The following is a 25215-nucleotide window of genomic DNA, read 5'->3' on the forward strand; positions in this document are numbered from 1 at the left end:
TCAGTTCATCGGCCCGGTAAACAGCAACGGATCGAGCCGCGCATCGCGCCACTTGATACCCCAGTGCAGGTGCGGCCCCGTGGCCCGGCCGCTGGCGCCGATCCGGCCAACCGGCTGGCCTTGGCGCACCGCATCCCCTTCGCGCACCAGAATGGCCGAATTGTGCAGGAACGCGCTGTTGAGGCCGTTGCCGTGATCGATGATGAGCAGATAGCCTTCAAGGCTGAACGGCCTATCCGTCGCCAGCACCACCACGCCATCGGCTGGCGCAACAAAGGTGGCATTATCGCCGCCAGCAATGTCGATGCCCGAATGATAACTGCCCGGTTCGCCGCGATAGATGCGTTGCGAACCAAACCGCCCAGAAATACGCCCGCGCACCGGCCAGATGAATTGCTGCCGCCAGCCTTGCGCGCCAGTGTCAATCGCGCGCGCGGCGATGATGCGGGCCAGTTCGGGCCGGCGGCGCTTCATGAACGCTTCGCTGGAACCGCCAGAACGCCGCGCCACATTCACCCGTTCAATCTGCCAGGCACGCGGCGCGATGGTGAGCGCGGTGGTCACCACGCGCCCGTTCTGCAAGGTGGCCGCCAGTTCCGCTTCCGGCCCCGCATCGCGATCAAACGCGGCGAAGAAATGCCCTTCGGTGTCAAATGTAAGCGGCTGATCGCCAAGTCGCGCGGACACGGCCCCCGCCGGGATGCGCCCGCGGATCCAGCCGCCTTGGGTCAGCTCTCCTGCGAATGTGAAACGGGCAGGGACAATGTCGGTTTGCGGCGTTGGCGCGGCTGCGGGTGCGTTGGGTAGAGCAGGTTTGGGGATCGCCGTCGGCGTGTCCGCAGCGGCAAGCGATTGCGCCCCGGCCCTGTCACCCCCGGAACAACTTACCGACAAGGCAAGGGCAATCGCACCCACAGCAACAGCAACGCAGCGCATAATCAATCAGATCAAGCCTGATCCAGCAGGCGGCGCGTGGCGATTTCGCATGAGGCATAGGCCTCCTGCCGCTCGGCGCTCCAATAGCGCAATTCGGCCAGTTCGATCGCTTCGCCGCTGACCGCGCAATAGACGTGCGCGCCGGGGCGCAGCACGCGGAAGGTGGAGGGGCCGTAGTGAAGCTTGGCGGCCTTATCGGAAGAAGACATCAGCATGGGGCGAACCATAGCATCGAGTGGCTAGCTGAACAAATCATCTTGCTTGGGCGGGGTCGCGGGGCGCGGTTTGGGGGCTGGTCGCGGTGTAGGCGTGGTCGCAGCGCCAGAGGGCACTGCGTCCATCTGCCCATCACGGAATTGCAGCACCAGCGCCGCCTCACGCGCGGCCTCTGCGCGGGTGGTCAGCGCCCTGCCGCCAGCATCGCGGATGATCGCATAGCCGCGCTCCAGCGGTTTTTCGGGGTGGAGCTGGCTCATTACCCGCGTCAGGGCCGCAAGCCGGTCTGTGCCGATACGCAAAGGCCGATCAATCAGCGCAGGCGTCAGCCGCGTCCGATCCAGCCGCCGCGCCGCTTCGGCAGCACTCCGCGTCAGCAGGCTGGGCGATAGCCGCGCCGCAACGCCCGCCAGCCGCTCGCGCCCCTTGGCCGAGCGTTCGCCAAGGCCGCGCCGCAGCCGCTCCGCCAGATCATCCAGCCGCTGCGTCTGCGCCTGCAACAACGCCTCGGGCCGGGGCAGCAGCCGCGCGCGCGCCGCCAGCCGTTCGCGCCCCATTTCGACCGGGCGATAGACCGCGCGCCGTTGCCGGGCGCCAAGATCGGCCAGCGTCATCGCCAGATCAGCGCGCACCGGCACCGCCATCTCCGCCGCCGCCGTGGGTGTGGGGGCGCGGCGGTCAGCGGCGAAATCGGCCAGTGTGGTGTCAGTTTCATGCCCCACCGCCGAGATTACCGGGATGGTGCATTCGGCGATGGCGCGCACCACCACTTCTTCGTTGAAGCTCCACAGATCCTCGATCGACCCGCCCCCGCGCGCCACGATCACCACATCGGGGCGCGGGACAGGGCCGCCGGGTTGCAAGGCCGAAAAGCCCCGCACCGCCGCCGCCACCTGATCGGCTGCGCCCTGCCCCTGCACCAGCACCGGCCAGACGATCACATGGGTGGGAAAGCGATCCGCCAGCCGGTGGAGGATATCGCGGATCACCGCGCCGGTCGGCGATGTCACCACCCCGATCACTTGGGGCAGATACGGCAGGCGGCGCTTCTTGCTATCCGCGAACAGGCCTTCCGCCGCCAGCCTTGCGCGGGTCTTCTCCAGCAGCGCGAGCAACGCGCCCTCGCCCGCCAATTCGAGCGAATCGATCACGATCTGGTATTTCGACCGGCCCGGATAGGTGGTCAGCTTGCCGGTGGCGATCACCTCCAGCCCGTCTTCGGCGCGGAAGGCGAGCCGCTGGGCATTGCCCTTCCACATCACCCCGTCGATCACCGCGCCTTCATCTTTCAGCGCGCAATAGAAATGGCCGGACGCGGCGCGCTTCACGCCCGAAAGCTCCCCGCGCAACCGCACAAAGCCGAAACGATCCTCGACCGTGCGCTTCAGCAACGCGGATATTTCGCTAATGGTGAGCGGCTGCGCGTTGTCCCCGCCGCGCGAGCGCGCTACCAGCCCGGCATCATCATCGTGTATCGGCGGAGGGGCCATGAATATCCTGCTTCTGGGTTCGGGAGGCCGCGAACATGCGCTGGCATGGCAATTGGCGCAATCCCCCGCCTGCACCCGGCTTTACGCTGCCCCCGGAAATCCCGGCATTGCCGAGGAGGCGGAATGCGCGGCGCTCGACGCGAGCGACCACGGCGCGGTGATCGCCTTTTGCGAAGCCAAAGCGATCGGCCTCGTGGTGATCGGGCCGGAAGCGCCGCTGGTGGACGGGCTTTCCGACAGCCTGCGCGCCGCCGGGGTGCCGGTGTTCGGCCCCTCGCAGGCAGCGGCGCAATTGGAAGGATCAAAAGGCTTCACCAAAGACCTGTGCGCCCGCGCGGGCATCCCGACCGCAGGCTATGTCCGCACCGCATCGCTGGCAGAAGCCCGCGCCGCGCTCGCCCGGTTCCAGCCGCCCTATGTGCTCAAGGCCGATGGCTTGGCAGCAGGCAAGGGCGTGGTGATCGCCGAAACGCTGGCCGAGGCCGAGGCCGCGCTCGCCGACATGTTCGCCGGAGCCTTCGGCGCGGCCGGGGCCGAGGTGGTGATCGAGGAGTTCATGCACGGCGAGGAGGCGAGCTTCTTCGCGCTCACCGATGGCACCACCATCATCCCGTTCGGTTCTGCGCAGGATCACAAGCGCGTGGGCGACGGCGATACCGGCCCCAATACCGGCGGCATGGGCGCATACTCCCCCGCCCCGGTGCTGACGCCGGAATTGCAGGCGCGCGTCATGGCCGAGATTATCGAGCCGACGGTGGCAAGGATGCGCGCGGATGGGGTGCCATATTCAGGCGTGCTGTTTGCAGGCCTGATGCTGACCGCCGAGGGGCCGAAACTGATCGAATACAACGCCCGCTTTGGCGACCCTGAATGCCAGGTGCTGATGATGCGATTGCGTGATGACCTGGCAAACATGATGTGGCTGTGCGCTACCGGCGCACTGGATGAACTGGACGAGGAATCGCCCGAATTCGAAGGCTGCACCGCGCTCACAGTGGTGATGGCGGCCAAGGGCTATCCCGGAAGCCCGGACAAGGGCGGCGCAATCAATCTGGGCGGGCCGCACCATGAATGGGTGAAGGTGTTCCATGCCGGAACCGCTCTTGTGGATGGCGCGCTGGTGGCGAGCGGTGGCCGCGTGCTGAGCGTGACCGCGATGGGCGCGAGCGTAACCGAGGCGCAGCGGCTCGCCTATGCGGCGGTTGACCGGATCGCCTTCGCATCCGGCTTCTGCCGCCGCGACATCGGCTGGCGGGAGGTGGCGCGGGAACGTGGAAAAACTTCTACTTAGGACTGGTCAAGCGGGGCAAACTGGCCTATTGTTCTGCATTTGTTCGCGGAGGTTGTATGTCGGAATTGGAGCCCGTTCATCTGCAAGAGGATGAAGACACTGGGGATCGGTTTCTCGTTTATTCTGACGGAACCGGACTTCACGTCGAGGTCGGCTATGCCGGTGAGCAACTGTGGATGACACAAGCCCAGATCGCTGCACTTTACGGGCGAGACATCTCGACAATATCGCGGCATATCAACAATATTCTCGAAGAAGGTGAGCTGGATTCGACTTCTTTGCGGAAAACGCAAACAAGTCTGGGGCGTCCGGCCGCAATCTACTCCCTCGATATGGTGATCTCTGTCGGTTACCGTGTGTCCTCCAAGCAGGCTACGCTCTTTAGGAAGTGGGCAACCGATAAGTTAGTCCAGTTCGCGACCAAGGGGTTCATCATCGACGCCCCTCGGCTGAAAAATCCTGCGTATCGCGATCGCATCGCTGAACTCAAAGAGATCATTCGGGACATCCGTTCGGATGAAGCAAATGTTTACAGCGAGTTGAAGGCGATCTGTGCCCTATGTCAAGACTATGATGGGAGTTCGCCAAAGTGGAGGGATTTCTATAAGAAGACTCAGGCCAAATTAATCTATGCAGTCTGCAGTAAAACTCCCGCTGAAGTGATCCACTCTCGAGCCGATGGATCTGCAGAAAACATGGGGCTTCGAGCTTGGCCGAATGAGAACATTCGAAAGACCGATGTGACAATCTCCAAGAATTATCTTGGTGAGGCCGAAATTCGAGAGCTGAATCGCCTGACAACAATCCTTCTCGATATTTTCGAAGATCAGGCTGACCTTGGCCGCCTAACTCTTATGAGCCAAGCAGAGGCTATTCTCGATAAGCAATTGCGCAGCCTTGGGCGCGTCGTGCTCAGTCATGGGGGTAAAATCTCGATGGACGATGCCAAGCGCAGAGCTGAAACAGCATTCAGCAGATTCAAAGCCAATCAAAAAGCGATCAGGAAGGCTGAAGCTGACCGGGCAATCGCCGAAATTAAAGCAGCACAGAAGAAGCTGCCGAGGGAAAGCCGCGACAAATAGAAATTGATCACGATCAAGGACGCACACCCACCGTGGGCGGATAAGGTAAGCATGACCCAGCACTCCCTTCGCGCCATCATCCTGCTAGCCGCCCCGCTCTTGGCGCTTTCCGCCTGCCAGACTGCAGGCACTGGCAACCCACCGCCGATGGTGGGCAAATCCACTTCGCCCTCGCCCGACACCCGCGCGCCTGCTTTCGTCGAGGCGGCCTGCGGCGGGTGTCATGCGGTTGAACCGCCGTTCCTGTCGCCCAATCCGGCCTCGCCCAGCTTTGCCGCGATTGCCAACCGGCGGGGCCTGTCCGAAAAGTCGCTCGCCGATTGGCTGGCCGAGGCGCATAATTACCCCGAGGACATGGACTTCACCCTCACCCGCCCACAGATCGACCAGATCGCGCGCTACATGGTGACGCTGCGCAAGGCCGGATACGTGCCGGACGAGTAATACCAACGCGTGTCGCGTCAGCATTGCAGCGCGCTGGTATAGGCGCGCGGCATCCCCGCGTTTTGCCGATTGCCGCAAAAGGTGTTATGCCGCTCCCCGGTCGCATTCGAGAAGGGGGGTCTCGATGCCATATCGCAACGCACATTATTTTGTAGGTGCTGTCCTGCTGGTCATTCTGACGGGCTTCTGGGCAAGCTATTTTTCAGTAGCCAATGGGGTGCCGACGGCGTTTCATGTCCATGCAATTTCATCGATGACCTGGCTGCTGCTGTTGATCGCGCAGCACGTGGCGATCCACCGCCGTCACAATGCGCTGCACAAGCAGATGGGGTTGGCGAGTTTTGCCTTGTTTCCGTTTCTGATTCTCGGCTTCGTGATGATCATCAACGTTTCGGCCACGCGGTATTCCGCTGGCGGGGATGAGGGCATCGCCCTGCTTGGGCCGGCGTTCGGGATCGGAATGGCAATCGCCATCGCCGCCTATCTCACGCTATTCTATCTCGCGCTCAAACACCGCCGTAATGTGAAGCTCCACGCTGGTTACATGCTGGCGACACCGCTGATCCTGTTTGAATCGCCTTTCAGCCGCGTCATCCTCGACTATCTGCCGTGGTTCAATGTCATCGGCAGCGAAGGGCCGCGCGTTGTGCTCGACGTCATCGTGATCAGCGATGGCCTCGCGATCCTGTTCGCGCTGGGGCTCTATGCGATGGATCGCAAGCACGGTGCCCCATGGCTGATCGCTTCGGCCTTCATGGGCGCGCAGGCGGCGGTAATGTGGTTTGCACCCTCAATCCCGCTGATCGGCAGCGCATTTGGCGTCTATGCGGCAATCCCGCCGGCTGTATCGCTCGCGCTGGGTGTTGTCGCAGGCGGGGCGGCTGCATGGTTCGGTTGGGAGGCAGGCAAGGCACCGCGCAAGCGCGCCGCGCAGCCCGCCTGAGCCCTTTAAAGCCGCTCTGCCATCAGCGCGACCATGTCGGCCTCAGGGCGCGGGCCGTAATGCGCGATCACTTCGGACGCGGCAATCGCCCCGCGTTTGAGACAGCGCGTCAGCGGTTCGCCCTTGACATAGCCCGACAGGAACCCGGCGGCGAACTGATCGCCCGCGCCGGTGGTGTCGACCACCTTGATCACCGGCACCGCGGCAACCTCGGCGCGCTCACCATGGGCAATCGCGACTGCGCCCTTTTCACTGCGGGTGGCGACCAGCACCGGCACCTTGCCCGCGACCATCGCAAGGCCCGCTTCGAAATCAGCTTCGCCGGTCAGGGTGGCGAGTTCGCTTTCGTTGACGAACAGGATGTCGATCACACCGTCTTCGATCATGGCGCGGAAATCATCGCCGTGGCGGTCAATCACGAAGCTTTCCGAAGCGGTAAAGGCAACCTTGCGGCCCGCCGCACGCGCCACTTCGATCGCGCGGCGCATCGCGCGGCGAGGTTCCTCGGGATCCCACAAGTAGCCTTCGAGATAGAGAATCGCCGCCGAAGCGATCAGATCTTCGTCCAATGCAGCGGCGGGGAGGTATTGGCCCGCGCCAAGAAAGGTGTTCATCGTCCGCTCGCCATCGGGGGTGACGAAGATCAGCACGCGGCCGGTGGCAGGTTCGCCTTCACGCGCGGGCGTATCAAAATCGATCCCGGTGGCGCGCATATCGTGGCGGAACACCTTGCCCAGCTGATCGTCAGAAACCTGCCCGATAAACGCGCATTGCAGGCCAAGCGTGGCAAGGCCAGCAAGCGTGTTGGCCGCAGACCCGCCCGACAATTCGCGCGCCGGGGGCATGGCTTCGTAAAGTTCATCAGCCCGCGCCTCGTCGATCAACGTCATCCCGCCGCGATTGAGCTGGAGTTCGTCGATCAACTCCTCCTCGCACGAAGCAATCACATCGACCACGGCATTGCCGATGGCGATCACGTCATAACGGGGCGGGGTGGTTTCGGGCACGGCAAGTTCCTTCAATAGCGCTTGCGCGCCGCCTAGCCGCCTTCTTGGCCCGCGCCAAGACCTGTGTGCGGTGCGGTTCGCATGCGTTGACTTCGCGCGGCGCTGCCCGCATTTCCCGCCCCATGTCCGCTGTTCCCGCCGCTCTTGCCAAAGCCATTGGCCAGCTTGCCGACCGCGCCGTGGTAATGGTGGCGATCAAGAGCATCGCAATCACGCTGGCGCTGTTCGCAGGACTGGGCGGGGGGTTCTATTTCGGGCTTGCCGCCTTGGGCGAAAGGCTGGGCGCGCACGGGGGGTGGGCCGTGCTGTTTGCGCTGGTGCTGGTGCCGATCGCGGTGTGGCTGCTGTTCCGGATTGTGGCGCTGGCGGTGCTGCAGTTCTTCGCCGACGAGGTCGTGGCGGCGGTCGAAGCGCGGTATTATCCGGCGCTGGCGGCCACGGCGCGCGCGCTGCCATTCCGCCGCGATCTGACCAATTCGCTGCGCGGACTGCGCAGGGCACTGGGCTACAACGCGCTGGCGCTGCCGGTTGCGGGGTTGGTCATGTTCACTGGGATCGGCCCGGCGCTGGTGTTTCTGGCGGTAAATGCCGTGCTGCTGGGGCGCGAACTGACCGACATGGCGTGGCTGCGTCATTGCGCGGGTGATGAGGTGGGCAATCCGGCGGGGCGCGGCGAACGGATGCTGCTGGGCGCGGCGGTTGCAGGGTTGATGCTGGTGCCGTTGGTGAACCTGATCGCTCCGATCATTGGCGCGGCGGCGGGCGCGCATCTGGTGCTGCGGCGGCTGGAGCAGGCGGGCGGGCCGCGATGATCCGGCGCGTGATTGCTCTTACTGCACTGGGGCTGGCGCTGTCCGGCTGCGTGGGCGGCGCGAGGCCTGCCGCTGACCGCGCCGCACCGCGCAGCGCGATTGTGGTGGTGCCGCAGGTGATGGCGGCACAAGGGCTAGGGGGCGTGATCGGATCGCCCGCAGGCGCGCTTACCCGCCGGTTCGGTGCGCCGCGCATCGATCTTGCCGAAGGCGACGCGCGCAAGCTGCAATTTGCCGGGCCATCCTGCGTGCTCGATATCTTCCTCTACCCGCTCAGCGCCGGGGCGGAGCCAACCGCCACCCATGTCGATGCGCGACTGCGCCAAGGTGGGGCGACGGTCGATCAGGGCGCCTGCATCCGCGAACTGGAAACCCGATAATCCCCTTGGTAACCCCGTCTTAAGCCTGTTGGTGGCATGACGCATTGCCAAACTAGGGGATTTGACTGCGCCATGACCACGCAATTCATCGACTTCGCGCAGCGCGCTGCGGCTGACGGGCAGGTTACGTCAGAAGAGCTGATCAGCCTGCGCCGCGAAGGCTGGGGCGATGGCATCATCACCCGCGCCGAGGCCGAGGCGCTGTTTGCGCTCAACAATTCGCTGCGCGACCGTAGCCCCGAATGGTGCGATTTCTTTGTCGAGGCAATCGGCGAATTTGTGCTCAACGCCGCCCCGCCGCGCCTGCAATGCAGCGATGATGAAGCCGCCTGGCTGATCCGCCAGATCGATTCCGATGGCGTGGTCGAAAGCATGGTCGAACTGGAAACGCTGGTGCGGATCATTGAACGCGCTGAAAATACGCCCGACCGGCTCAAGAATTACGTGCTCGATCAGGTCGAACGTGCCGTCATCACAGGTTCCGGCGCGACCCGCTGCGGCGGGACGCTTGACGCGGCCCATATCAGCGCGGCCGAATGCCGGATCATCCGCCGGGTGATCTTCGCCAGCGGCGGCCACGGCCCCGCCGCCGTGACGCGGTTTGACGCCGAAATGCTGTTCCGGCTGAAGGACGAAACCATCGCGGAGGAAAACTCGCCCGAGTGGGATAATCTGTTCATCGACGGGGTTGCCAATTATATCAAAGGCTTCACGCTTTCCAACGCGCAGGTCAGCCACGAACGCAAGCTGGAGCTGGAAGGCTTCATCGCCGACAACAGCGCCAGCATGGGCCGGCTTATGGGCCGGGTCGCGCGTGAAGCGCCGCAGGTGTCGAACCATTTCGGCAAGGTGTTCGGCAAGAAGCCCAAGCCCGGGCCGGATTACGATGCGCAGGCAGCAGCGGGCGAAGTCGTGACCGATTTCGAGAACGAATGGCTTGAAAAGATGATCGATGCCGATGGCGAAGTCGATGAACTGGAAAGCCGTCTGATCGCGCGACTGGCGGCGGAAGCCTGAGTGCCTTAGCTGTCAAAATCCAACTGGGCGGCAGCGCCACCCTGCATAGGTAGCGGACCGCGCGGCGGGATAGCAGGAACGGGTAGTCCGCTCTCGGGCGGTTTGCGTCGCGGGGTCGGGCGTTGACGAAGAAGCTCGTCCAGTGACCGTGTGCCCGGCCGCTGGTCAGGCCTCGCACCCTGCTTATGCGTAGCCATTGCGCCAAGGGCTGCAACAGCAAGCAACCCAAACCCGGTTGCAATTTGCGCCAAACCGCTCAGAATATCGCGCTCTGCTTGGTCTCTGTCAGCCATACCGCTGTTTATACCATGAAACTTTCGCCGCAGCCACAGGCACCCTTGGCGTTGGGGTTTTCAAACACGAACCCGGCGGTGAAATCATCCTCGCGCCAGTCCATGATGCTGCCGATCAGATAGAGCACGCTCGCCCCGTCGATGTAGAACACACCGCCGGGCGTCACGATCTTCTCATCGAACTTCGCTTCGGCGGTGACGTAATCGACCGAATAGGCGAGGCCCGAACAGCCCCGGCGCGGGGTCGACAGCTTGACCCCGATGGCATCCGCGGGCGCCTTGGCCATCAGATCGGCAATCCGCTCCTCGGCAGCGGGGGTGAGGATCACCGCCGCCTTGGGCGCGGGGCGCGGTTTGGTGGTGGTTTCGGTCATCACAACATTCCCAGTTCAAGCCGGGCTTCGTCCGACATCTTGTGCGGCCCCCACGGCGGATCCCATACCAGAACCACCTCGGCATCGCGAATCCCCGGCACCGATGACACGCGCAGTTCAATCTCGCCCGGCATTGATTCGGCCACCGGACAATGCGGCGTCGTCAGCGTCATGGTGACGATGGCATCGGCATCATCATCGACCTCGACCCCGTAAATCAGGCCGAGATCGTAGATATTGACCGGGATTTCCGGGTCATAGATTTCGCGCAGGGCCGCGATCACATCGGCCTGCAAATCGCTGCCATCGCCGCCTGTCGGCGCATTGCCGGTCTTGGCCGCAAGAAAACCATCAAGGTAATCGCGGCTGCGCGGGGCGGAATTATCGGGCGCGCTATCGTGGTCAATCGCATCTTCCACCCGCGCGCGGGGTGGTTTGCTGACTGTCATGTCCGATTGATCGGCTGAGCTGTCCATTGCTCTCATCCTCTTCCAAAAATGCGGCGGGTGCGGGCGATCCCGGCCAGCAAGGCGTCAATATCCGCCTCGGTCGAATAGAGCCCGAAGCTGGCGCGCGCGGTGGCGGGCACGCCCAGGTGATCCATCAGCGGCTGGGCGCAGTGGTGCCCGGCACGGATTGCGACATTTGCCTCGTCAAGGATCGTGCCGAGATCGTGCGGGTGGATGTCGCCCACCATGAAACTGACGATCCCGGCGCTGTCCTGCGGCCCGAACAGGCGCACGTCATTCATCGCGGAAAGTTCGCGCCGCAGCCGGGCGGTCAACGCCGCTTCGTGCGCGTGGATCGCTGCCAGTCCGGCGGTACTGACGTAATCGACCGCTGCGCCGAACGCGATGGCTTCGGTGGTCGCGGGCGTCCCGGCCTCGAACCGCTGCGGGGCGGGGGCATAGGTGGTGCGCTCAAACGTCACGCGGTCGATCATCGCCCCGCCGCCCTGATAGGGGGGCATGGCGTCGAGAATAACGCTGCGCGCCCACAGCGCCCCGATCCCGGTCGGGCCGTAGAGCTTATGCGCGGAAAAGACGTAGAAATCGCAGCCCAACGCCGTAACATCGACCGGCATATGCGGTGCGGACTGGCACCCGTCGAGCAGCAGCAACGCGCCGACTGTGTGCGCCAGCGCGGCGGCGCGCGGGGCATCGAGCACGCTGCCAAGCACGTTCGAGACATGAGCAAAAGAAACCAGCTTGTGCGCCTCGGTCAGCATCGCCTCGGCGGCGTCCAGATCAATCTGGTGGTCGGCGGTCAACGGGCAAACGTCGATCACTGCGCCGGTTTCTGCGGCGATCATCTGCCAGGGCACGATGTTCGAATGATGCTCCAGTTGCGACAGCAGGATGCGATCACCGGGTTTGAGGTTTGCGCGGCCCCAGGTCTGCGCCACCAGATTGATCGCCTCGGTCGCGCCGCGGGTGAAAACCAGCTCGCTTTCTGCCCCGCCGATGAAGCTCGCGACCTTGCGCCGTGCCGCTTCAAACGCCAGCGTCATCTCGGCAGACCGGGCATAGACCCCGCGGTGGACGGTGGCGTAATCCTCCCCCATCGCGCGCGCCATCGCGTCAATCATGGCGCGCGGTTTCTGCGCCGTCGCGGCAGTGTCGAGATAGTGCCACGGCGCGCCTTCGCCTGTGGTAAGGCCGGGGAATTCGCCGCGCAGGTCGCGGTTGATGGTGGCAGGTGCGTTCACAGCCGTGCCCCCTCCAGCGCGCTGAGCGCCGCATCGAGCAGCCGCGCGTGCTCATCCGCATCATCCAGCGCCACGAAGGCATCGCCGAGAAACGCCTGCACCAGCAGCCGCTGCGCCGTTGCGGGATCGAGCCCGCGCGCCATCATGTAGAACCGCGCGGCTTCGTCCAATTCGCCCACCGTCGCGCCGTGCGCGCACTTCACATCGTCGGCGAAAATTTCGAGCTGCGGGACGGCATTGGCGCTCGCGCCTGCCTCAAGCAACAGCGCCTTGAAATCCTGCGCCGCGTCAGTCTTCTGCGCATGACGCGCGACCTTGATTTCGCCGAGGAAATTGCCAGTGCCGGTGTTCCAGTGAACGGCGCGCACTGTCTGGTTGCTGGTCGCCTCGGGTTCGGAATGGATCACCTTGGTCACAAATTCGCGGGTCGCATCACCGCCGCCGATGGTCACGCCGCCAAATTCGAAATGCGCCCCCTTGGCGAGGCGGATTTCCATCTCGACACGGGTGTAATCCTGTCCGGCATTGGTGACGAAGAACGCGGCCTGCGCGCCTTCGCCCAGCGTCACGCGGAAGCGGTGCAGTTCGGGCGCATCGCTGCCGACGATCAGGCAGCGCGTCACGCTCTCGCCCGCGCCCACGTCGATCGCCTGCCACTGATCGAGCGCGTCCGCGCCCAGCCGCGCCAGCCCGTCCATATCGGCATAGCGCCACGCTTCATCGCGGCGAGTAGGGAGGGTCGCTACCGTCACGCCATCACCGCATCGTAACCCTCGGCCTCCAGCCGCAGGGCGAGTTCGGGGCCGCCGGTTTCAACAATCCGGCCATCGGCGAGCACGCTCACCTTGTCGGGCTTCACCACGTCGAGCAGGCGCTGGTAGTGGGTGATCAGCAGCACGCCCTTGTCAGGTGCGCGCATGATCGAATTGATCCCTGCCCCAACAATCCGCAGCGCGTCGATATCGAGGCCGCTATCGGTTTCATCCAGCACGGCAAAGGCGGGATTCAAAATGCCCATCTGCACCATCTCGGCGCGTTTTTTCTCGCCGCCGGAAAAGCCGACATTCACCTGCCGCTTGAGCATATCCATGTCCATCTGCAGCAGCGCGGCCTTGTCCTTGGCGAGTTTCAGGAACTCGCCGCCGCTCAATGGTTCTTCCCCGCGCGCCTTGCGCTGGGCGTTCAATGCCTCGCGCAGGAACTGCACGTTGGAAACGCCGGGGATTTCGACCGGATATTGAAAGCCGAGGAACAGCCCCGCCGCCGCGCGTTCATGCGGTTCGAGGCTGAGCAAGTCCTGCCCGTTGAAGGTCACGCTGCCTTCGGTCACATCATACCCCGGCTTGCCGCCCAGCACGTTCGCCAGCGTTGATTTGCCCGCGCCATTCGGCCCCATGATCGCATGGATTTCGCCCGCCGGGACGTGCAGCGTCAGCCCCTTGAGGATCGGGGTGGGATTGTCCGGGCCGCCGACGGTGGCGTGGAGGTTGGTGATTTCAAGCATGTCAGTTCTCAAGTCCATCGTCGCCCCGAGCTTGACCCGGGGTCCCGCTGCCTTGGGCTGCGCGGGAAGGAAGAAAAGCGGGGTCCCGGGTCAAGCCCGGGAAGACGGAAACGGCAAGGTTCATCCCTTGCGCTCCCCGTGCGGTTTGGGGCGGTCGTAGCTTTGCTTCGGGTTGGCCGCCTTGTGCGCGCGGGCGGCGGCTTTGCGTTCGGTGATCCGGTCGCGCATCACGGTGGTGAGGCGCCCAAGCACCGCGTCTATGTCATCGAGAATGTCGCTGGCCGCGATCCGCATCACCTTGATGCCGACGCTTTCAAGGCTCTTGTCGCGGCGCTTGACGAGGGCATCGTTCTGCCCCTCCTCGTCAATCGCCAGCGCGAGGCCGAGATTGTGGCAGTTGAAATCGACAATCGCGCTGCCGACCACGGCGTGGCGTTTGAAGGTGTAGCGGCCCAGATCGGCAGCCGCGAACTTCTCCGCCAGCGCCTTGTGCGCATCGGACGAATGGCGCCGCATTTCGCGCGCCTGTTCATGCAGGGCGTCGAGGCGCGAATCCGAAATCTCCCACCCACGGCCCTTCTTCTTGAGCGCGGGGGCATCGGTGGAGGCGGCATCGGGATTGAGGGCCAGGGTTTTACGAGTGGTCATTTTCGCATAGCATCCGCTGTAAATTGCATTTCTTGCCTCAAGCTATCAGCAGCACTTCCGGCGCCTTCGATGTTGTCCATCTGTGCTTCACAGAACCGGACGATAAACTCACGATGCTCTGAAAATTCCCGAAGCGAATAAACTGCCGCTACCTTCGCTGCGATGGTGCCTTTGCCATCGATGAATTGCATAAGCTCGAAAAAACGCTCGCGCCGCCTAACCGCTTTGTCTTGGAACAACTTTATCACGTAGGCTACTGCGCTCCCGGCGATTCCAAACAGTGGAATGGTTGTTGCGCCTAGTGTGATCCAGTTCTCACTCACCCCACGCTCCCCTCAAGCGAAATCGCCAGCAGCTTCTGCGCTTCGACTGCGAATTCCATCGGCAGCTGCCGCATCACGTCCTTGGCAAAGCCGTTGACGATCAGCGCCACGGCTTCCTCTTCGCCCAGCCCGCGTTGCATCGCGTAGAACAGCTGTTCGTCGCTGATCTTGCTCGTGGTCGCCTCGTGCTCGATCTGCGCGCTGGGGTTCTTCACCTCGATATAGGGCACGGTGTGCGCGCCGCATTGGTCGCCGAGCAGCAGGCTGTCGCACTGGGTGAAGTTGCGCACGCCGCTGGCGGTCGGCCCGACGCGGACGAGGCCGCGATAGGTGTTTGACGATTTGCCCGCCGAAATCCCCTTGGAGATGATCGTCGAGCGGCTGTTCTTGCCGTTGTGGATCATCTTTGTGCCGGTGTCGGCCTGCTGGAAATTGTTGGTGACCGCGACCGAGTAGAACTCGCCCACCGAATCCTCGCCATTGAGCACGCAGGAAGGATATTTCCACGTCACCGCAGAGCCGGTTTCCACCTGCGTCCAGCTGACCTTGGAACGATCACCCTGACACAAAGCGCGTTTGGTGACGAAGTTGTAGATCCCGCCCTTGCCCTCGGCATTGCCGGGGTACCAGTTCTGCACGGTCGAATACTTGATCTCGGCATCGTCCATCGCGATCAGTTCAACCACGGCGGCGTGGAGCTGGTTTTCATCGCGCATCGGCGCGGTGCAGCCTTCGAGGTAGCTGACATAGCTGCCTTTTTCCGCGATGATCAGCGTGCGTTCGAACTGGCCGGTGTTTTCGGCATTGATGCGGAAATAGGTCGAAAGCTCCATCGGGCAGCGCACGCCTTCGGGCACGTAGACGAAGGTGCCGTCAGAGAAGACCGCACAGTTCAGCGCCGCAAAGTAGTTGTCGCGCACCGGCACGACGCGGCCGAGCCACTTTTTCACCAGATCGGGATATTCGCGGATCGCCTCTGAAATCGAGAGGAAGATCACGCCTGCACGCTTCAATTCCTCGCGGAAGCTGGTGGCGACGCTGACAGAATCGAACACTGCATCCACCGCGACCTTGTGCGCGCCCTTTACCCCGGCCAGCACTTCCTGCTCGCCCAAGGGGATGCCCAGTTTGTCGTAGATGCGCTTGATCTCGGGATCGAGTTCATCGAGCGAACCGAGTTCGACCTTCTTCTTGGGCGCGGCGTAGTAATAGGCGTCCTGATAGTCGATCGCGGGATAGCCGACCTTAGCCCAATCGGGCTCGTCCATGTTCTGCCACAGGCGAAACGCCTTTAGCCGCCAGTCGAGCATCCATTCGGGCTCGCCCTTCTTGGCCGAAATGAACCGCACCGTGTCTTCGGTGAGGCCTTTTTCAGCAAATTCGGTTTCGATGTCCGATGACCAGCCATGCTCGTAATCGGCGGCTTTCGCGGCAGCTTCGCGGGCCTCGATATCGGTTTCGGGCCGGGCTTGCAGGTCTGTGTCTTGGTTCATGCCAGATGTTCCTCAACCAGGGGGAGCGGGCGCGGCGCAGGGGGATTGCGCAGTTGCGACAGGGTGATCCCCGCCAGCGCGCCGCGCAGCGCGTTATTGATGATCGGCCAGTGCGGTTTCATGCTGCACCCGGTTTCGAAATCGCAGGGGACGTGATCGATGCAGGTCGCCAGCGCAATCGGCCCTTCGATCGCCTCGACAATATCCGCGACCGTGATTGCGGCGGCAGGTCGGCCCAGTTGAAGGCCGCCATGCGCGCCGCGCACTGATCGGAGCAGGCCAGCGGCTGTCAGCTTTGACACCAGCTTCTGCACGGTCGGCACCGGCAGCCCGGTTTCCGCCGCCAGTTCCGCCGCGCTCACCCGACCATTGCCGCAGTGCAGTGCGGCTTGGCACATCGTGATCACGGCATAATCAGCAAGGTTTGACAGGCGCATTGCGAGCAGTTCTCAATTCAGACGAAATCGTTCTGAATTAGAAATAGGAGCAATCCGCTCCGATTACAATCGCAAAAACCGCGCGGGCGATCAGCCGCCCTTTTGTGCTGCGACCCAACTGCCGACATTTTCCTCCATGATCGACAGCGGCACCGGCCCGCTGGTGAGGATCACATCGTGGAAGGCGCGAATGTCGAAATCAGCGCCCAATTCGGCCTGAGCCATCGCGCGCAGCTCCATGATCTTCAATTTGCCGATCATATAAGCGGTCGCCTGCCCGGGATAGACGACATAGCGTTCAATCGCCTTTTCGATGTCGCCCGCCGGGTTCGGTGTGTTGTCGGCGAGATATTGCATCGCCTCTTCGCGGCTCCAGCGTTTGTGGTGGATGCCGGTATCGACCACCAACCGCGCGGCGCGCCACAATTCCATGCCGAGCCGTCCGAAATCGGAGAAGGGATCGGTATAGAACCCCATGTCCTTGCCCAGTTCCTCGGTATAGAGGCCCCAGCCTTCGGAATAGGCGGTCACCCCGCCAAACCGCCGGAAAGCGGGCAGGTTGCCAAGCTGGGTCTGCACCGAAAGCTGCAAGTGATGGCCCGGCAAGCCTTCATGATAGGCCAGCGCTTCCAGTTCATTCTTTGACATGTCGCGCAGGTTGTAGAGGTTGACGTAGTAGATGCCCGGGCGCGATCCATCAGGCGCAGGGCGCTGATAAAAGGCCTTGCCCGCGCTTTTTTCACGAAAGGCTTCAACCGCGCGGATCTCCAGCGGATCGGTTGGCAGAGTGGCGAAAAATTCGGGCAGCTTGGCATCCATCGCCGCCAGATATTGCTTGGCATCGGCAATGTAATCTTCGCGGCTGGTGTGGAAGAAGCGCGCGTCATCGCGGGTGTAGGCAAAAAATTCCTGCAAGGTGCCGGTAAAGCCAACCTTGGCCATGATCCCGCGCATTTCGCCGTGGATGCGGTCGACTTCGCCGAGGCCGATGGCGTGGATTTCGTCAGCGGTCAGATCGGTGGTGGTATAGCTTGCGAGCAGCGCGGCGTAATATTTGTCGCCTTCGGGAAAGCGCCACACGCCATCACCGGTCGGAGCGATGGCCTGCTGGCGCTCCATTTCGGCGCGCAGGCGCTGGTAGGCGGGGGCGACGGCGGTGCTCCACCCTGCGCGGGCGCGTTCCTGCAAGGCGGTTTTTTGTTCGGCGGGCAGATCAAGCTGGCCGAGCTTCTTGGCAAAATCCTCCAGCACCGCGTTATCATCGCCTGCGCCCAGCAGATTGCCGATATCGGAAATCACGTAAGGATAGACCCATTTGGGCGGCATTACGCCTGCGTCCGCCCGATCGCGCGCCTTGGCGATGAGCGCGTCCAGCTGCGGCCCCATGCCTTCGATGCGCGAGACATAGGCTTCGGCCTCAGCCAGATTGGCGACCCGGTGGGCGCTGATCAGAAACGCAGGCATCCGGCTTTGCGCGCCGTTCATCTGGTCGAAGATGTAGCCATAGTCGCGGTAGGGGTGAAGCGAGGCGCGGCGCGCCGCCAGCTGTTCAAACAGGCGGTAAGACAGCGCTTGCTGGGCGGGCAATTGCGCCGGATCGAACGAAGCGCGCATTCGGGTGGCTGTATCCTGCAAGCGCGCAAGCTCGGCATCAGCCGCCGCATCGGAAGGGTCATCCCACTTGCCGTAATCCTGATCGCGGATGCCGCGGAAGGCCTTGCCAAGCGGAGAATTGGCGAGCTGCTCTGCATCATAGGCGGCAAACAGCGCATCAATCGCCGCAGCTTCGCTGGCGGTGCTTTCAGCCGCAGGTGCGGGCGCTGCGTCCTGCGCGGCAACGCCGACCGGTGACAGCGCCAGCGCCAGCGCCAACAGCGAGGGGGTAACAGCAAATGCGGAAGCAGCGCGGAAATGGGGCATGGTCACTCTCAGGTCAGATTGGCACAATTTCATCGGTGTAAAGAATGCAGCCCTGCGCGACTAGCCCCCCAGTTCGCGCAGGTTCCTCGAATTGATCATCTCGGCAAGATAGGGCGTTTCCCGATCGTTCAGCCGAGCCGGGGTGCGCCCGACGAAATGGGTGATTTCGCGGATCATGTGCGATTGATCGAAGAAAGCTTCGGCAATTTCGGCCTCGTCCTCCAGCGACAATTGCGGGGAAGAAAGCAGCGCGGCGACCCGCAATGCGCGGTATTTGCGCGCCAGTGCCCGGGGCGGCAGGCCAAAATAACGTTCGACTAGGCGCTGCACCTGTCGTGTGGAATAGCCAGCAGTCCCGTTCAGCGCGCTGACTTCCGGATTGAACCCGGCACTGAGCCAGCGCCCCACCGCGATGATGAGTTCAAGATGGCGCGGATTGACCGGGCGTATCCGACCTTCGATGAAGGAGCCGATCGCCAGAGCGCATTCCTGTCCCGTCATTGTGCCTGCGCGATATGCACCAAGCAACTGCACACCAAGCGCATCGATTTCCGGCCCAAGCACCGGTCCAGCAGGCAACAGCCGGTCACGGTGCCTCCCGGCATGAAGCCCGGTCAGCGCCGCCCAGCCAAGCGGGGTCAGCGCCGCGCCAACAGCGTGGAATGGCCCATCAATCACAATCGCCACCGCGCGCGAAAGCGGGGTGAGCAGCCCAACGGCATGATTGGGGTCGCGGTTCCCGTCGGCAAAATGCAATTCACCCGTGCCATGCGGGAACAAGCACAGATGACCGACCGAGGCTGGCTGAATGTCGCGGATCACCGGTTCATCGCAGCGGAAATGATACAGGGTGGTGACGTACGGCGCGATGGATTGCGATGGCGCGATGTAATCGATCGTAATCAGCGCCGCTGGCGTAAGGCGCGGCGGATCAACCGTGACCCTTTCGGATAATTGAGCGGGAGGAAAGATCGCGTCCATAACTTACCCAACCCACTATTACTGCATTTGTTTCCGCAGTCAAAAGTGAGATGGTCAAAAAAAGGCGGCGCTCCGTAAGGAACGCCGCCTATGAAAGTTGAGGAACTCTTTGCAATGATGCTCCGAGCCCTTCGGGTCGCAAGAATTGCCTTAGACTACGAATCGCCTGCGGGATTGTATGTAAGCGACAAAAAAATGTATCGGCTGGCAAGGTAACATATTACAAGATTGTCATATTCTGCCAAAACCGCCTGGGATCAGGCGTTAAAGCGTGAAGGTGTATTGTTCAGGTGCTCGACACCTGCCGCACACTGCCATAGGCGCGATTCCCATGCTGTTTCATTTGCTCAAGCCCGCCATGTTCGCGTTCGATCCGGAAACCGGACACCGATTGGCGATTCGCGCGCTTTGCGCGCTGCCGCTTCGCACGCCAAAGCCTGCCCCTGATGGGCTGGCGATTACGGTTGCGGGGCTCACTTTCCCCAATCCGGTCGGCGTCGCGGCGGGGTTCGATAAGGATGCCGAGGTGCCCGATGCGCTGCTCGGCCTCGGTTTCGGGTTCGCCGAAGTCGGCTCGATCACACCGCTGCCGCAGGTGGGCAACCCCAAACCGCGGCTGTTCCGCTTGGTTGAAGACAAGGCCGTCATCAACCGCATGGGGTTCAACAATGCTGGCGGCGCAGCGGCGCTTGAACGGCTGCGCACGCGCGCGGCACGGCCCGGCATTGTCGGGGTCAATATCGGGGCCAACAAGGATTCGCCGGATCGCATTGCTGATTACGCGGTGATGGCGAAAATGATGGCCCCGTTCGCAAGCTATCTGTGCGTCAATATCTCCAGCCCGAACACGCCGGGCCTGCGCGCCTTGCAGGATGAAGCCGCGCTGACCGCGCTGATCGATGCGGTGATCGCCGCGCGGGCCGAGGCGAAGTGTGACGCGCCCCCGCCGATCTTCCTCAAGGTCGCGCCCGATCTGGAGCCTGCGGATATCGACGCGATTGCGCGGATCGCCATCGACAAGCAGCTGGGCGCGCTGGTGGTTTCCAACACCACGATCTCGCGGCCCGCCTTGCGATCACACCACGCGGGTGAGGCAGGCGGGCTGTCGGGTGAGCCGCTGCGCGATCTGGCGGTGCAACGGCTGCGCGATTTTCGCAAGGCGACCGGCGGCGCAATCCCGCTGGTGGGCGTGGGCGGCATCGCCAGCGCGCAGCACGCGTGGGAGCGTATTCGCGCAGGGGCCAGCCTGGTGCAGCTCTATTCGGCGATGGTCTATGAAGGGCCGGGGCTTGGCGCGCGGATCGTGCGCGGGTTGGAGGTTCTGATGCGGCGCGATGGCTTCACTAGCATTGCCGAAGCGGTGGGAAGCGAATAGCGAGCGTTTCATGCGTTTGTTTCATCATCTGATCGCCCCGCTGGCTCTTGCCGCTGCAGCCTGCACCGCCACACCCGCTCCGCAAACCGCTGCTGCGGTTCCGATCCCCGCAGGCGCGGTCAGCAGCGCCGATCCGCGCGCGACGGCAGCGGGGGAGGCTATCCTTGCGCAAGGGGGATCGGCGGTTGATGCAGGCATCGCGGTGATGCTGGCACTGACCGTGGTCGAACCGCAAAGCTCGGGCATCGGCGGGGGCGGGTTCATGCTGCGCGCTGACGGCGAATCCGGCGCACTGACCACTTTCGACGGGCGTGAGACTGCGCCTGCCGCCGCCACGGGCAACCGCTTCCTTGACGCCGATGGGAAGGTGCTGCCGCGCGAAATCCGCGTGTTTTCGGGCCTCAGCGTCGGGGTGCCTGGCAACATCGCGCTCGCCGCCGAGGCCCATGCGAAACACGGCACGCTGCCCTGGGCCGCGCTGTTCGAGCCCGCGATTGCGCTGGCCCGCGACGGCTTCACCGTGAACCGGCGGTTGCACGAATCACTAGCCGCGAACAAGGGCCGAGCGGACAAGACCGCTGCTGCGCGCGCGGTGTTTTTCGGCGCCGATGGCGAACCGCTGCCGATTGGCGCGACGGTGCGTGTGCCTGCGCTGGCCGATACGCTGGAGACGCTCGCCAAGGCCGGGCCAGAGGCGATGTATGGTGACAGCGCCGCCGCCGCGCTCGCCAGCTACGTGGCGGGCGAAACCCCGCAGGACGGGCGCATAACGCCTGCCGATATCACCGCCTATCAGGCGAAAGAACGCGCCCCGGTATGCGCACCATACCGTGTTTACCGGGTATGCGGGATGGGGCCGCCGTCGTCCGGCGGGGTCGCGGTGGCGCAGATGCTCGCGCAGCTCGAAGGCTTTGATCTGGCCGCGCTTGGCCCGGACAATCCGCAATTCTGGCATCTGTTCGTTGAAAGCCAGCGGCTCGCCTATGCTGATCGCGAGCTGTATTCGGGCGACACCGATTTCGTCGAAGTCCCTGTCGCTGGGCTGGTCGATGCGGGCTACCTCAAACAGCGTGCAATGCTGATTTCCCCTGACACCGCGCTGGCCAAGGCCGAGGCAGGCGTGCCGCCCGGTGCGCCGCTGGCACGCGGTGACGGGCCGGAGGAACCGGAAAATGGCACCACCCATTTCGCGATTGTTGACGGTGCCGGCAACGCCATCAGCTACACCTCAACCGTCGAAGGCGCGTTCGGATCGGGGCTGTATTGGCGCGGGTTTTATCTCAACAACGAACTCACCGATTTCACCCTCACCCCCGAAGCTGATGGCAAGCCGGTCGCCAACCGGGTCGAAGGCGGAAAGCGCCCGCGTTCGTCGATGGCGCCGACAATCGTCTATGATGCCGATGGCCGGATTGTGCTGGTGATCGGCGCGGCGGGCGGCCCGACGATCCCGGTGCAGGTTGCCCGCTCGATCATCGGCGTGGTGGATTTCGGCCTGTCAGCGGAAAGTGCGCTGGGCCTGCCGTTCATCATGAGCTTTGGCGATAGCGTGTTGATCGAGGGTGGCACCGCGCTCGAAGGCATGGAGGCCGCGCTCAAGGCGCTTGGCCATGCCAGCATCCGCACAGGCGCGCCGCCGCTCAAGGCCAATGCCCTGCGGCTGTTGCCCGGTGGCGGGTGGGAAGTGGCGGTGGACCCGCGCCTGCAAAGCAAGCTGGCCTATGAATAGCATTTGAGCACATCGCTGCGCACACCGCTTGCCGCTCCCGCAATCAGCTTCTAATCTGCGGCTTCACGGGGACGCACATGAACCCCGAATAATATTCGAAGGGATCAGGAGCCTTTGCCAGAGCATTCTCCAACTCAGCTTCACGCTGCCCGCGCGGTGGTGAACCCTGCGGATAACCAGCTGTTGCAGGATATCGATGGGGCGCAGAACCTCGTCGAGCTGTTCCTCAAACGCGCCGACGCCAAGGGCGATGCGCCGTTTCTGGGCCACAAGGCGGGCGGGCAATGGATAACCCAAAGCTGGCGTTCCGCGGCAGAGCAGGTGTGCCTGCTGGCGGAAAGCCTGCGCGCCATGGGGTTGAACGATGGCGACCGGGTGGCGCTGGTTTCGGAAAACCGGCCCGAATGGTGCATCGCTGACCTCGCCATCATGGCCGCCGGGTGCATCACCGTGCCGACCTACACCACCAACACCCGCCGCGATCACGCGCATATCCTCGATAATTCAGGCGCGAGGGCGGTGTTCGTTTCGAACGAAAAACTGCTCGCCCCAGTGGTTGGCGCGATCGGTCAGACCGGATTGGCCGAACACGTTATCGGGATTGAGGATCTCAAACGCCAGCAATCGAGCAGCTTTGAATATCACGATTGGGCGGCGCTGATTTCCGGCGATGCGGCTGCGGCGCGCGCGGCGGTGGACGCGCGCATTGCCGGCATTCAGCGCGATGACACAGCCTGCCTGATATATACCAGCGGCACCGGCGGCGCACCACGCGGGGTGATGCAGCACCACGGCGCGATTTTGTGCAATGTCGCAGGCGCTGCCGAGGTTTTAATCGAAGATTTCGGCATCACCGACGAACGCTTCCTGTCGTTTCTGCCGCTGTCGCACGCCTATGAACATTCGGGCGGGCAATATCTGCCGATCGGGGTCGGCGCGGAAATCTTCTATTCGGAAGGGCTGGAAAAGCTCGCATCGAATATCGAGGAAACGCGCCCCACCATCATGGTAGTCGTCCCGCGCCTGTTCGAAGTGTTGCGCACCCGGATCATGAAACAGGTCGAAAAACAGGGCAAAGTCGCCAATTTCATGATGGACAGCGCGCTCAGGATCGCTGGCAAAGCCACAGAGGGCAAAAAGCGCCTGCGTGACAAGCCGGTCGATTTCCTCGTCGAAAAAACCCTGCGCCCCAAGATTCGCGCCAAGTTTGGCGGGCGGATCAAGGCGATGGTATCAGGCGGCGCGCCGCTCAATCCCGAAGTCGGCAATTTCTTCGATGCGATGGGCCTCACCATGCTGCAAGGCTACGGCCAGACCGAAGCCGGGCCGGTGATCAGCTGCAACCGTCCGGCGGCCGGCCTCAAGATGGACACCGTCGGCCCGCCGCTCAGGGGCGTGGAAGTGCGCATTGCCGAAGATGGCGAGATTCTGGTGCGCGGCGAGTTGGTGATGCACGGCTATTGGCGCAACGAGGCGGAAACCGCGCGCACGCTGCAACCCGATCCGGAGGATCAAAACGGGAGACCCTGGCTGCATACCGGCGATATCGGCCATTTCGACCACAAGGGCCGGATCGTCATCACTGATCGCAAGAAGGACATGATCGTCAACGACAAGGGCGACAATATCGCCCCGCAAAAGGTTGAGGGGATGCTGACGCTCCAGCCCGAAATCGCGCAGGCGATGGTGAGCGGGGACAAGCGGCCTTACGTGGTCGGGCTGATTGTGCCCGATGCCGAATGGGCGCTTGAATGGGCGCGTGAGAATGACGAGAAATTCGATTTGAAAGCGTTGCAGGAACTGCCCGCCTTCAAAAACGCAGTGCGCGCCGCAGTCGATCGCACCAATGCCGATCTGTCGGTGATCGAAAAAGTGCGTCAATTCGCGTTTGCGGATGAAGCATTCTCGATCGAAAACGAGGAAATGACGCCGAGCATGAAGATCAGGCGCCACAAGATCCGTGAGCGGTATCAGGAACGGATCGACGGGCTGTATCGGGGGTAAGGGGCTAACCCGCGGCCATTTTCCAGCCTCTCAAACGGTTCCGCCGTGCAGTGGCCAGCAAAGATGATAAGCGTCTTGCGTCCGCATGGCCGCGTTGCGATACTGTTCGGGCATTTTACTCGCTGACAGTCGAGTAGGGCACCGGGGGGTATCGAGAATGACGACTGATCAAGGCTTTGTTGATTTCTACGCGGTTCTTCATGTGCACCCCAGATGCGATCTGCAAACGCTGGAAACTGCATATCGCAATCTGGCGAAGCGATACCATCCCGATCATCCCGAAACCGCCGATACCGACAAATTACGGGACGTTCTGGAAGCATACAGAGCATTGAAAAACCCCGACGATCGGGCAAAGTATGACGATGAATATGCTGCGAAAATCGGTTTCCCCTTTGCGGAAAGTGAATTCAGCGCAGAAGGAGAGCAGCTCGCGCTTTCGGATGGCGAAGCCCACGAAAAACTATTGATGCACCTATATCGTCGCAGGCGTAGTTTTGCCCAGGATGCGGGCGTTGGGCAATATTCATTGCAAAAACTTGTCGGATGTTCCGACGAAGCGTTTGATTTTCACATCTGGTATCTGAAAGAAAAAGGATTGATCAGTTATACTGAGGAGGGAACCATCGCAATAACGATCAAGGGCGTTGATCATACAATATCAATGTCTCAGGTTCACCGCCAAGAGAAGCTGCGAATATCCGGATCCACAACCATGAATGGCGGCGCCGATGTGAATACTGACCCGCCGTCTGATTAATGGGATCGGGTTCTGAACCTGCATTTGAAATCCGCTTGAATGCCGGTG

General features: G+C 62.7%; 26 protein-coding genes. 11 read left to right on the plus strand and 15 right to left on the minus strand.

What is annotated here, in order from left to right; all coding sequences use genetic code 11:
- Genes ACSSV3_RS00820 through xseA form a run of 3 tightly spaced genes read right to left on the minus strand, consistent with a single transcriptional unit; the run spans position 1 to position 2642 of the window.
- Complete coding sequence (locus ACSSV3_RS00820) at positions 1-936, minus strand: M23 family metallopeptidase (protein ID WP_454184729.1); 936 nt, start codon at positions 934-936, stop codon at positions 1-3.
- An 11-nt stretch (positions 937-947) separates the two neighbouring features.
- Entirely contained in the window at positions 948-1151 is a 204-nt protein-coding gene (locus ACSSV3_RS00825; RefSeq protein ID WP_354325050.1) for a DUF2093 domain-containing protein, read from the minus strand.
- Between the two features lie 24 nt (positions 1152-1175).
- Entirely contained in the window at positions 1176-2642 is a 1467-nt protein-coding gene (xseA, locus tag ACSSV3_RS00830) for an exodeoxyribonuclease VII large subunit (protein WP_354325048.1), read from the minus strand.
- Here xseA and purD point away from each other — a divergent pair.
- The 4 genes from purD to ACSSV3_RS00850 all read left to right on the plus strand — a co-directional run bounded on the left by purD (position 2641) and on the right by ACSSV3_RS00850 (position 6402).
- A complete protein-coding gene (gene purD, locus ACSSV3_RS00835) occupies positions 2641-3933 on the plus strand; it encodes a phosphoribosylamine--glycine ligase (RefSeq protein WP_354325047.1) in 1293 nt (430 codons plus the stop codon). The genes xseA and purD overlap by 2 nt on opposite strands.
- A gap of 56 nt (positions 3934-3989) precedes the next feature.
- Entirely contained in the window at positions 3990-5015 is a 1026-nt protein-coding gene (gene rhuM, locus ACSSV3_RS00840) for a RhuM family protein (protein ID WP_354325046.1), read from the plus strand.
- A 51-nt stretch (positions 5016-5066) separates the two neighbouring features.
- Entirely contained in the window at positions 5067-5459 is a 393-nt protein-coding gene (locus tag ACSSV3_RS00845; RefSeq protein ID WP_354325045.1) for a hypothetical protein, read from the plus strand.
- 124 nt (positions 5460-5583) lie between these two features.
- Positions 5584-6402: a hypothetical protein gene (locus tag ACSSV3_RS00850; RefSeq protein ID WP_354325043.1), complete on the plus strand. Its 819-nt coding sequence runs from the start codon at positions 5584-5586 to the stop codon at positions 6400-6402.
- Between the two features lie 5 nt (positions 6403-6407).
- Here ACSSV3_RS00850 and ACSSV3_RS00855 read toward each other — a convergent pair whose 3' ends face one another.
- Positions 6408-7409 carry an adenosine kinase gene (locus ACSSV3_RS00855; RefSeq protein WP_354325041.1) on the minus strand — a complete coding sequence of 334 codons (1002 nt, stop codon included), beginning with the start codon at positions 7407-7409 and terminating at the stop codon, positions 6408-6410.
- A gap of 122 nt (positions 7410-7531) precedes the next feature.
- Between ACSSV3_RS00855 and ACSSV3_RS00860 the strand changes: the two genes are divergently transcribed.
- From ACSSV3_RS00860 to ACSSV3_RS00870, 3 genes are all read left to right on the plus strand, one after another.
- A complete protein-coding gene (locus ACSSV3_RS00860; protein ID WP_354325040.1) occupies positions 7532-8221 on the plus strand; it encodes an EI24 domain-containing protein in 690 nt (229 codons plus the stop codon).
- Entirely contained in the window at positions 8218-8601 is a 384-nt protein-coding gene (locus ACSSV3_RS00865; RefSeq protein ID WP_354325038.1) for a hypothetical protein, read from the plus strand. Before ACSSV3_RS00860 ends, ACSSV3_RS00865 begins: the two co-directional genes overlap by 4 nt.
- A 72-nt stretch (positions 8602-8673) precedes the next feature.
- On the plus strand, positions 8674-9618 hold the full coding sequence (locus ACSSV3_RS00870) for a hypothetical protein (RefSeq protein WP_354325036.1): 945 nt from the start codon (positions 8674-8676) through the stop codon (positions 9616-9618).
- 301 nt (positions 9619-9919) lie between these two features.
- On the opposite strand, the gene ACSSV3_RS00875 is transcribed toward ACSSV3_RS00870, so the two are convergent.
- The 11 genes from ACSSV3_RS00875 to ACSSV3_RS00925 all read right to left on the minus strand — a co-directional run bounded on the left by ACSSV3_RS00875 (position 9920) and on the right by ACSSV3_RS00925 (position 19299).
- Entirely contained in the window at positions 9920-10285 is a 366-nt protein-coding gene (locus ACSSV3_RS00875) for a HesB/IscA family protein (RefSeq protein WP_354325035.1), read from the minus strand.
- The gene (locus tag ACSSV3_RS00880) at positions 10285-10761 is read right to left on the minus strand and encodes an SUF system Fe-S cluster assembly protein (RefSeq protein WP_354325034.1); all 477 of its coding nucleotides are present in this window, start codon (positions 10759-10761) and stop codon (positions 10285-10287) included. The genes ACSSV3_RS00875 and ACSSV3_RS00880 overlap by 1 nt, the downstream gene beginning before the upstream one ends.
- 5 nt (positions 10762-10766) lie before the next feature.
- Positions 10767-11993 carry a cysteine desulfurase gene (locus ACSSV3_RS00885; protein WP_354325032.1) on the minus strand — a complete coding sequence of 409 codons (1227 nt, stop codon included), beginning with the start codon at positions 11991-11993 and terminating at the stop codon, positions 10767-10769.
- On the minus strand, positions 11990-12745 hold the full coding sequence (locus tag ACSSV3_RS00890; RefSeq protein ID WP_354325031.1) for a SufD family Fe-S cluster assembly protein: 756 nt from the start codon (positions 12743-12745) through the stop codon (positions 11990-11992). The genes ACSSV3_RS00885 and ACSSV3_RS00890 overlap by 4 nt, the downstream gene beginning before the upstream one ends.
- The gene (gene sufC, locus ACSSV3_RS00895) at positions 12742-13497 is read right to left on the minus strand and encodes a Fe-S cluster assembly ATPase SufC (protein ID WP_354325030.1); all 756 of its coding nucleotides are present in this window, start codon (positions 13495-13497) and stop codon (positions 12742-12744) included. Before sufC ends, ACSSV3_RS00890 begins: the two co-directional genes overlap by 4 nt.
- A gap of 120 nt (positions 13498-13617) precedes the next feature.
- Positions 13618-14145: an endonuclease domain-containing protein gene (locus ACSSV3_RS00900; protein WP_354325029.1), complete on the minus strand. Its 528-nt coding sequence runs from the start codon at positions 14143-14145 to the stop codon at positions 13618-13620.
- Positions 14142-14468 carry a hypothetical protein gene (locus ACSSV3_RS00905; RefSeq protein ID WP_354325028.1) on the minus strand — a complete coding sequence of 109 codons (327 nt, stop codon included), beginning with the start codon at positions 14466-14468 and terminating at the stop codon, positions 14142-14144. The genes ACSSV3_RS00900 and ACSSV3_RS00905 overlap by 4 nt, the downstream gene beginning before the upstream one ends.
- Positions 14465-15961 carry a Fe-S cluster assembly protein SufB gene (gene sufB, locus ACSSV3_RS00910; protein ID WP_354325026.1) on the minus strand — a complete coding sequence of 499 codons (1497 nt, stop codon included), beginning with the start codon at positions 15959-15961 and terminating at the stop codon, positions 14465-14467. The genes ACSSV3_RS00905 and sufB overlap by 4 nt, the downstream gene beginning before the upstream one ends.
- Positions 15958-16398 (minus strand): SUF system Fe-S cluster assembly regulator, encoded by a 441-nt coding sequence (locus tag ACSSV3_RS00915; RefSeq protein WP_354325024.1) that lies wholly within the window; start codon positions 16396-16398, stop codon positions 15958-15960. The genes sufB and ACSSV3_RS00915 overlap by 4 nt, the downstream gene beginning before the upstream one ends.
- Positions 16399-16488: 90 nt before the next feature.
- Positions 16489-18318, minus strand: a complete 1830-nt coding sequence (locus ACSSV3_RS00920) for a DUF885 domain-containing protein (RefSeq protein ID WP_354325299.1) — start codon at positions 18316-18318, stop codon at positions 16489-16491.
- 60 nt (positions 18319-18378) lie between these two features.
- A complete protein-coding gene (locus ACSSV3_RS00925; RefSeq protein WP_354325022.1) occupies positions 18379-19299 on the minus strand; it encodes an AraC family transcriptional regulator in 921 nt (306 codons plus the stop codon).
- Between the two features lie 331 nt (positions 19300-19630).
- Here ACSSV3_RS00925 and ACSSV3_RS00930 point away from each other — a divergent pair, with 331 nt between their 5' ends.
- The 4 genes from ACSSV3_RS00930 (at position 19631) to ACSSV3_RS00945 (ending at position 25167) form a co-directional block, all read left to right on the plus strand.
- On the plus strand, positions 19631-20674 hold the full coding sequence (locus ACSSV3_RS00930; protein ID WP_354325021.1) for a quinone-dependent dihydroorotate dehydrogenase: 1044 nt from the start codon (positions 19631-19633) through the stop codon (positions 20672-20674).
- 10 nt (positions 20675-20684) lie between these two features.
- On the plus strand, positions 20685-22403 hold the full coding sequence (gene ggt, locus ACSSV3_RS00935) for a gamma-glutamyltransferase (protein ID WP_354325019.1): 1719 nt from the start codon (positions 20685-20687) through the stop codon (positions 22401-22403).
- 180 nt (positions 22404-22583) lie between these two features.
- The gene (locus ACSSV3_RS00940; protein ID WP_354325297.1) at positions 22584-24407 is read left to right on the plus strand and encodes an AMP-dependent synthetase/ligase; all 1824 of its coding nucleotides are present in this window, start codon (positions 22584-22586) and stop codon (positions 24405-24407) included.
- Between the two features lie 157 nt (positions 24408-24564).
- Positions 24565-25167 (plus strand): J domain-containing protein, encoded by a 603-nt coding sequence (locus ACSSV3_RS00945; RefSeq protein WP_354325017.1) that lies wholly within the window; start codon positions 24565-24567, stop codon positions 25165-25167.
- Positions 25168-25215 lie beyond the last annotated feature (48 nt).

This window comes from Porphyrobacter sp. MBR-49, assembly GCF_053628655.1.

Bases quoted from the DNA above. Each gene is read 5' to 3' on its own strand.
- ACSSV3_RS00820 (WP_454184729.1), bottom strand. From the start codon at position 936: ATGCGCTGCGTTGCTGTTGCTGTGGGTGCGATTGCCCTTGCCTTGTCG.
- ACSSV3_RS00825 (WP_354325050.1), bottom strand. From the start codon at position 1,151: ATGCTGATGTCTTCTTCCGATAAGGCCGCCAAGCTTCACTACGGCCCC.
- purD (WP_354325047.1), top strand. From the start codon at position 2,641: ATGAATATCCTGCTTCTGGGTTCGGGAGGCCGCGAACATGCGCTGGCA.
- xseA (WP_354325048.1), bottom strand. From the start codon at position 2,642: ATGGCCCCTCCGCCGATACACGATGATGATGCCGGGCTGGTAGCGCGC.
- rhuM (WP_354325046.1), top strand. From the start codon at position 3,990: ATGTCGGAATTGGAGCCCGTTCATCTGCAAGAGGATGAAGACACTGGG.
- ACSSV3_RS00845 (WP_354325045.1), top strand. From the start codon at position 5,067: ATGACCCAGCACTCCCTTCGCGCCATCATCCTGCTAGCCGCCCCGCTC.
- ACSSV3_RS00850 (WP_354325043.1), top strand. From the start codon at position 5,584: ATGCCATATCGCAACGCACATTATTTTGTAGGTGCTGTCCTGCTGGTC.
- ACSSV3_RS00860 (WP_354325040.1), top strand. From the start codon at position 7,532: ATGTCCGCTGTTCCCGCCGCTCTTGCCAAAGCCATTGGCCAGCTTGCC.
- ACSSV3_RS00865 (WP_354325038.1), top strand. From the start codon at position 8,218: ATGATCCGGCGCGTGATTGCTCTTACTGCACTGGGGCTGGCGCTGTCC.
- ACSSV3_RS00870 (WP_354325036.1), top strand. From the start codon at position 8,674: ATGACCACGCAATTCATCGACTTCGCGCAGCGCGCTGCGGCTGACGGG.
- ACSSV3_RS00875 (WP_354325035.1), bottom strand. From the start codon at position 10,285: ATGACCGAAACCACCACCAAACCGCGCCCCGCGCCCAAGGCGGCGGTG.
- ACSSV3_RS00880 (WP_354325034.1), bottom strand. From the start codon at position 10,761: ATGGACAGCTCAGCCGATCAATCGGACATGACAGTCAGCAAACCACCC.
- sufC (WP_354325030.1), bottom strand. From the start codon at position 13,497: ATGCTTGAAATCACCAACCTCCACGCCACCGTCGGCGGCCCGGACAAT.
- ACSSV3_RS00900 (WP_354325029.1), bottom strand. From the start codon at position 14,145: ATGACCACTCGTAAAACCCTGGCCCTCAATCCCGATGCCGCCTCCACC.
- sufB (WP_354325026.1), bottom strand. From the start codon at position 15,961: ATGAACCAAGACACAGACCTGCAAGCCCGGCCCGAAACCGATATCGAG.
- ACSSV3_RS00915 (WP_354325024.1), bottom strand. From the start codon at position 16,398: ATGCGCCTGTCAAACCTTGCTGATTATGCCGTGATCACGATGTGCCAA.
- ACSSV3_RS00920 (WP_354325299.1), bottom strand. From the start codon at position 18,318: ATGCCCCATTTCCGCGCTGCTTCCGCATTTGCTGTTACCCCCTCGCTG.
- ACSSV3_RS00925 (WP_354325022.1), bottom strand. From the start codon at position 19,299: ATGGACGCGATCTTTCCTCCCGCTCAATTATCCGAAAGGGTCACGGTT.
- ACSSV3_RS00930 (WP_354325021.1), top strand. From the start codon at position 19,631: ATGCTGTTTCATTTGCTCAAGCCCGCCATGTTCGCGTTCGATCCGGAA.
- ggt (WP_354325019.1), top strand. From the start codon at position 20,685: ATGCGTTTGTTTCATCATCTGATCGCCCCGCTGGCTCTTGCCGCTGCA.
- ACSSV3_RS00945 (WP_354325017.1), top strand. From the start codon at position 24,565: ATGACGACTGATCAAGGCTTTGTTGATTTCTACGCGGTTCTTCATGTG.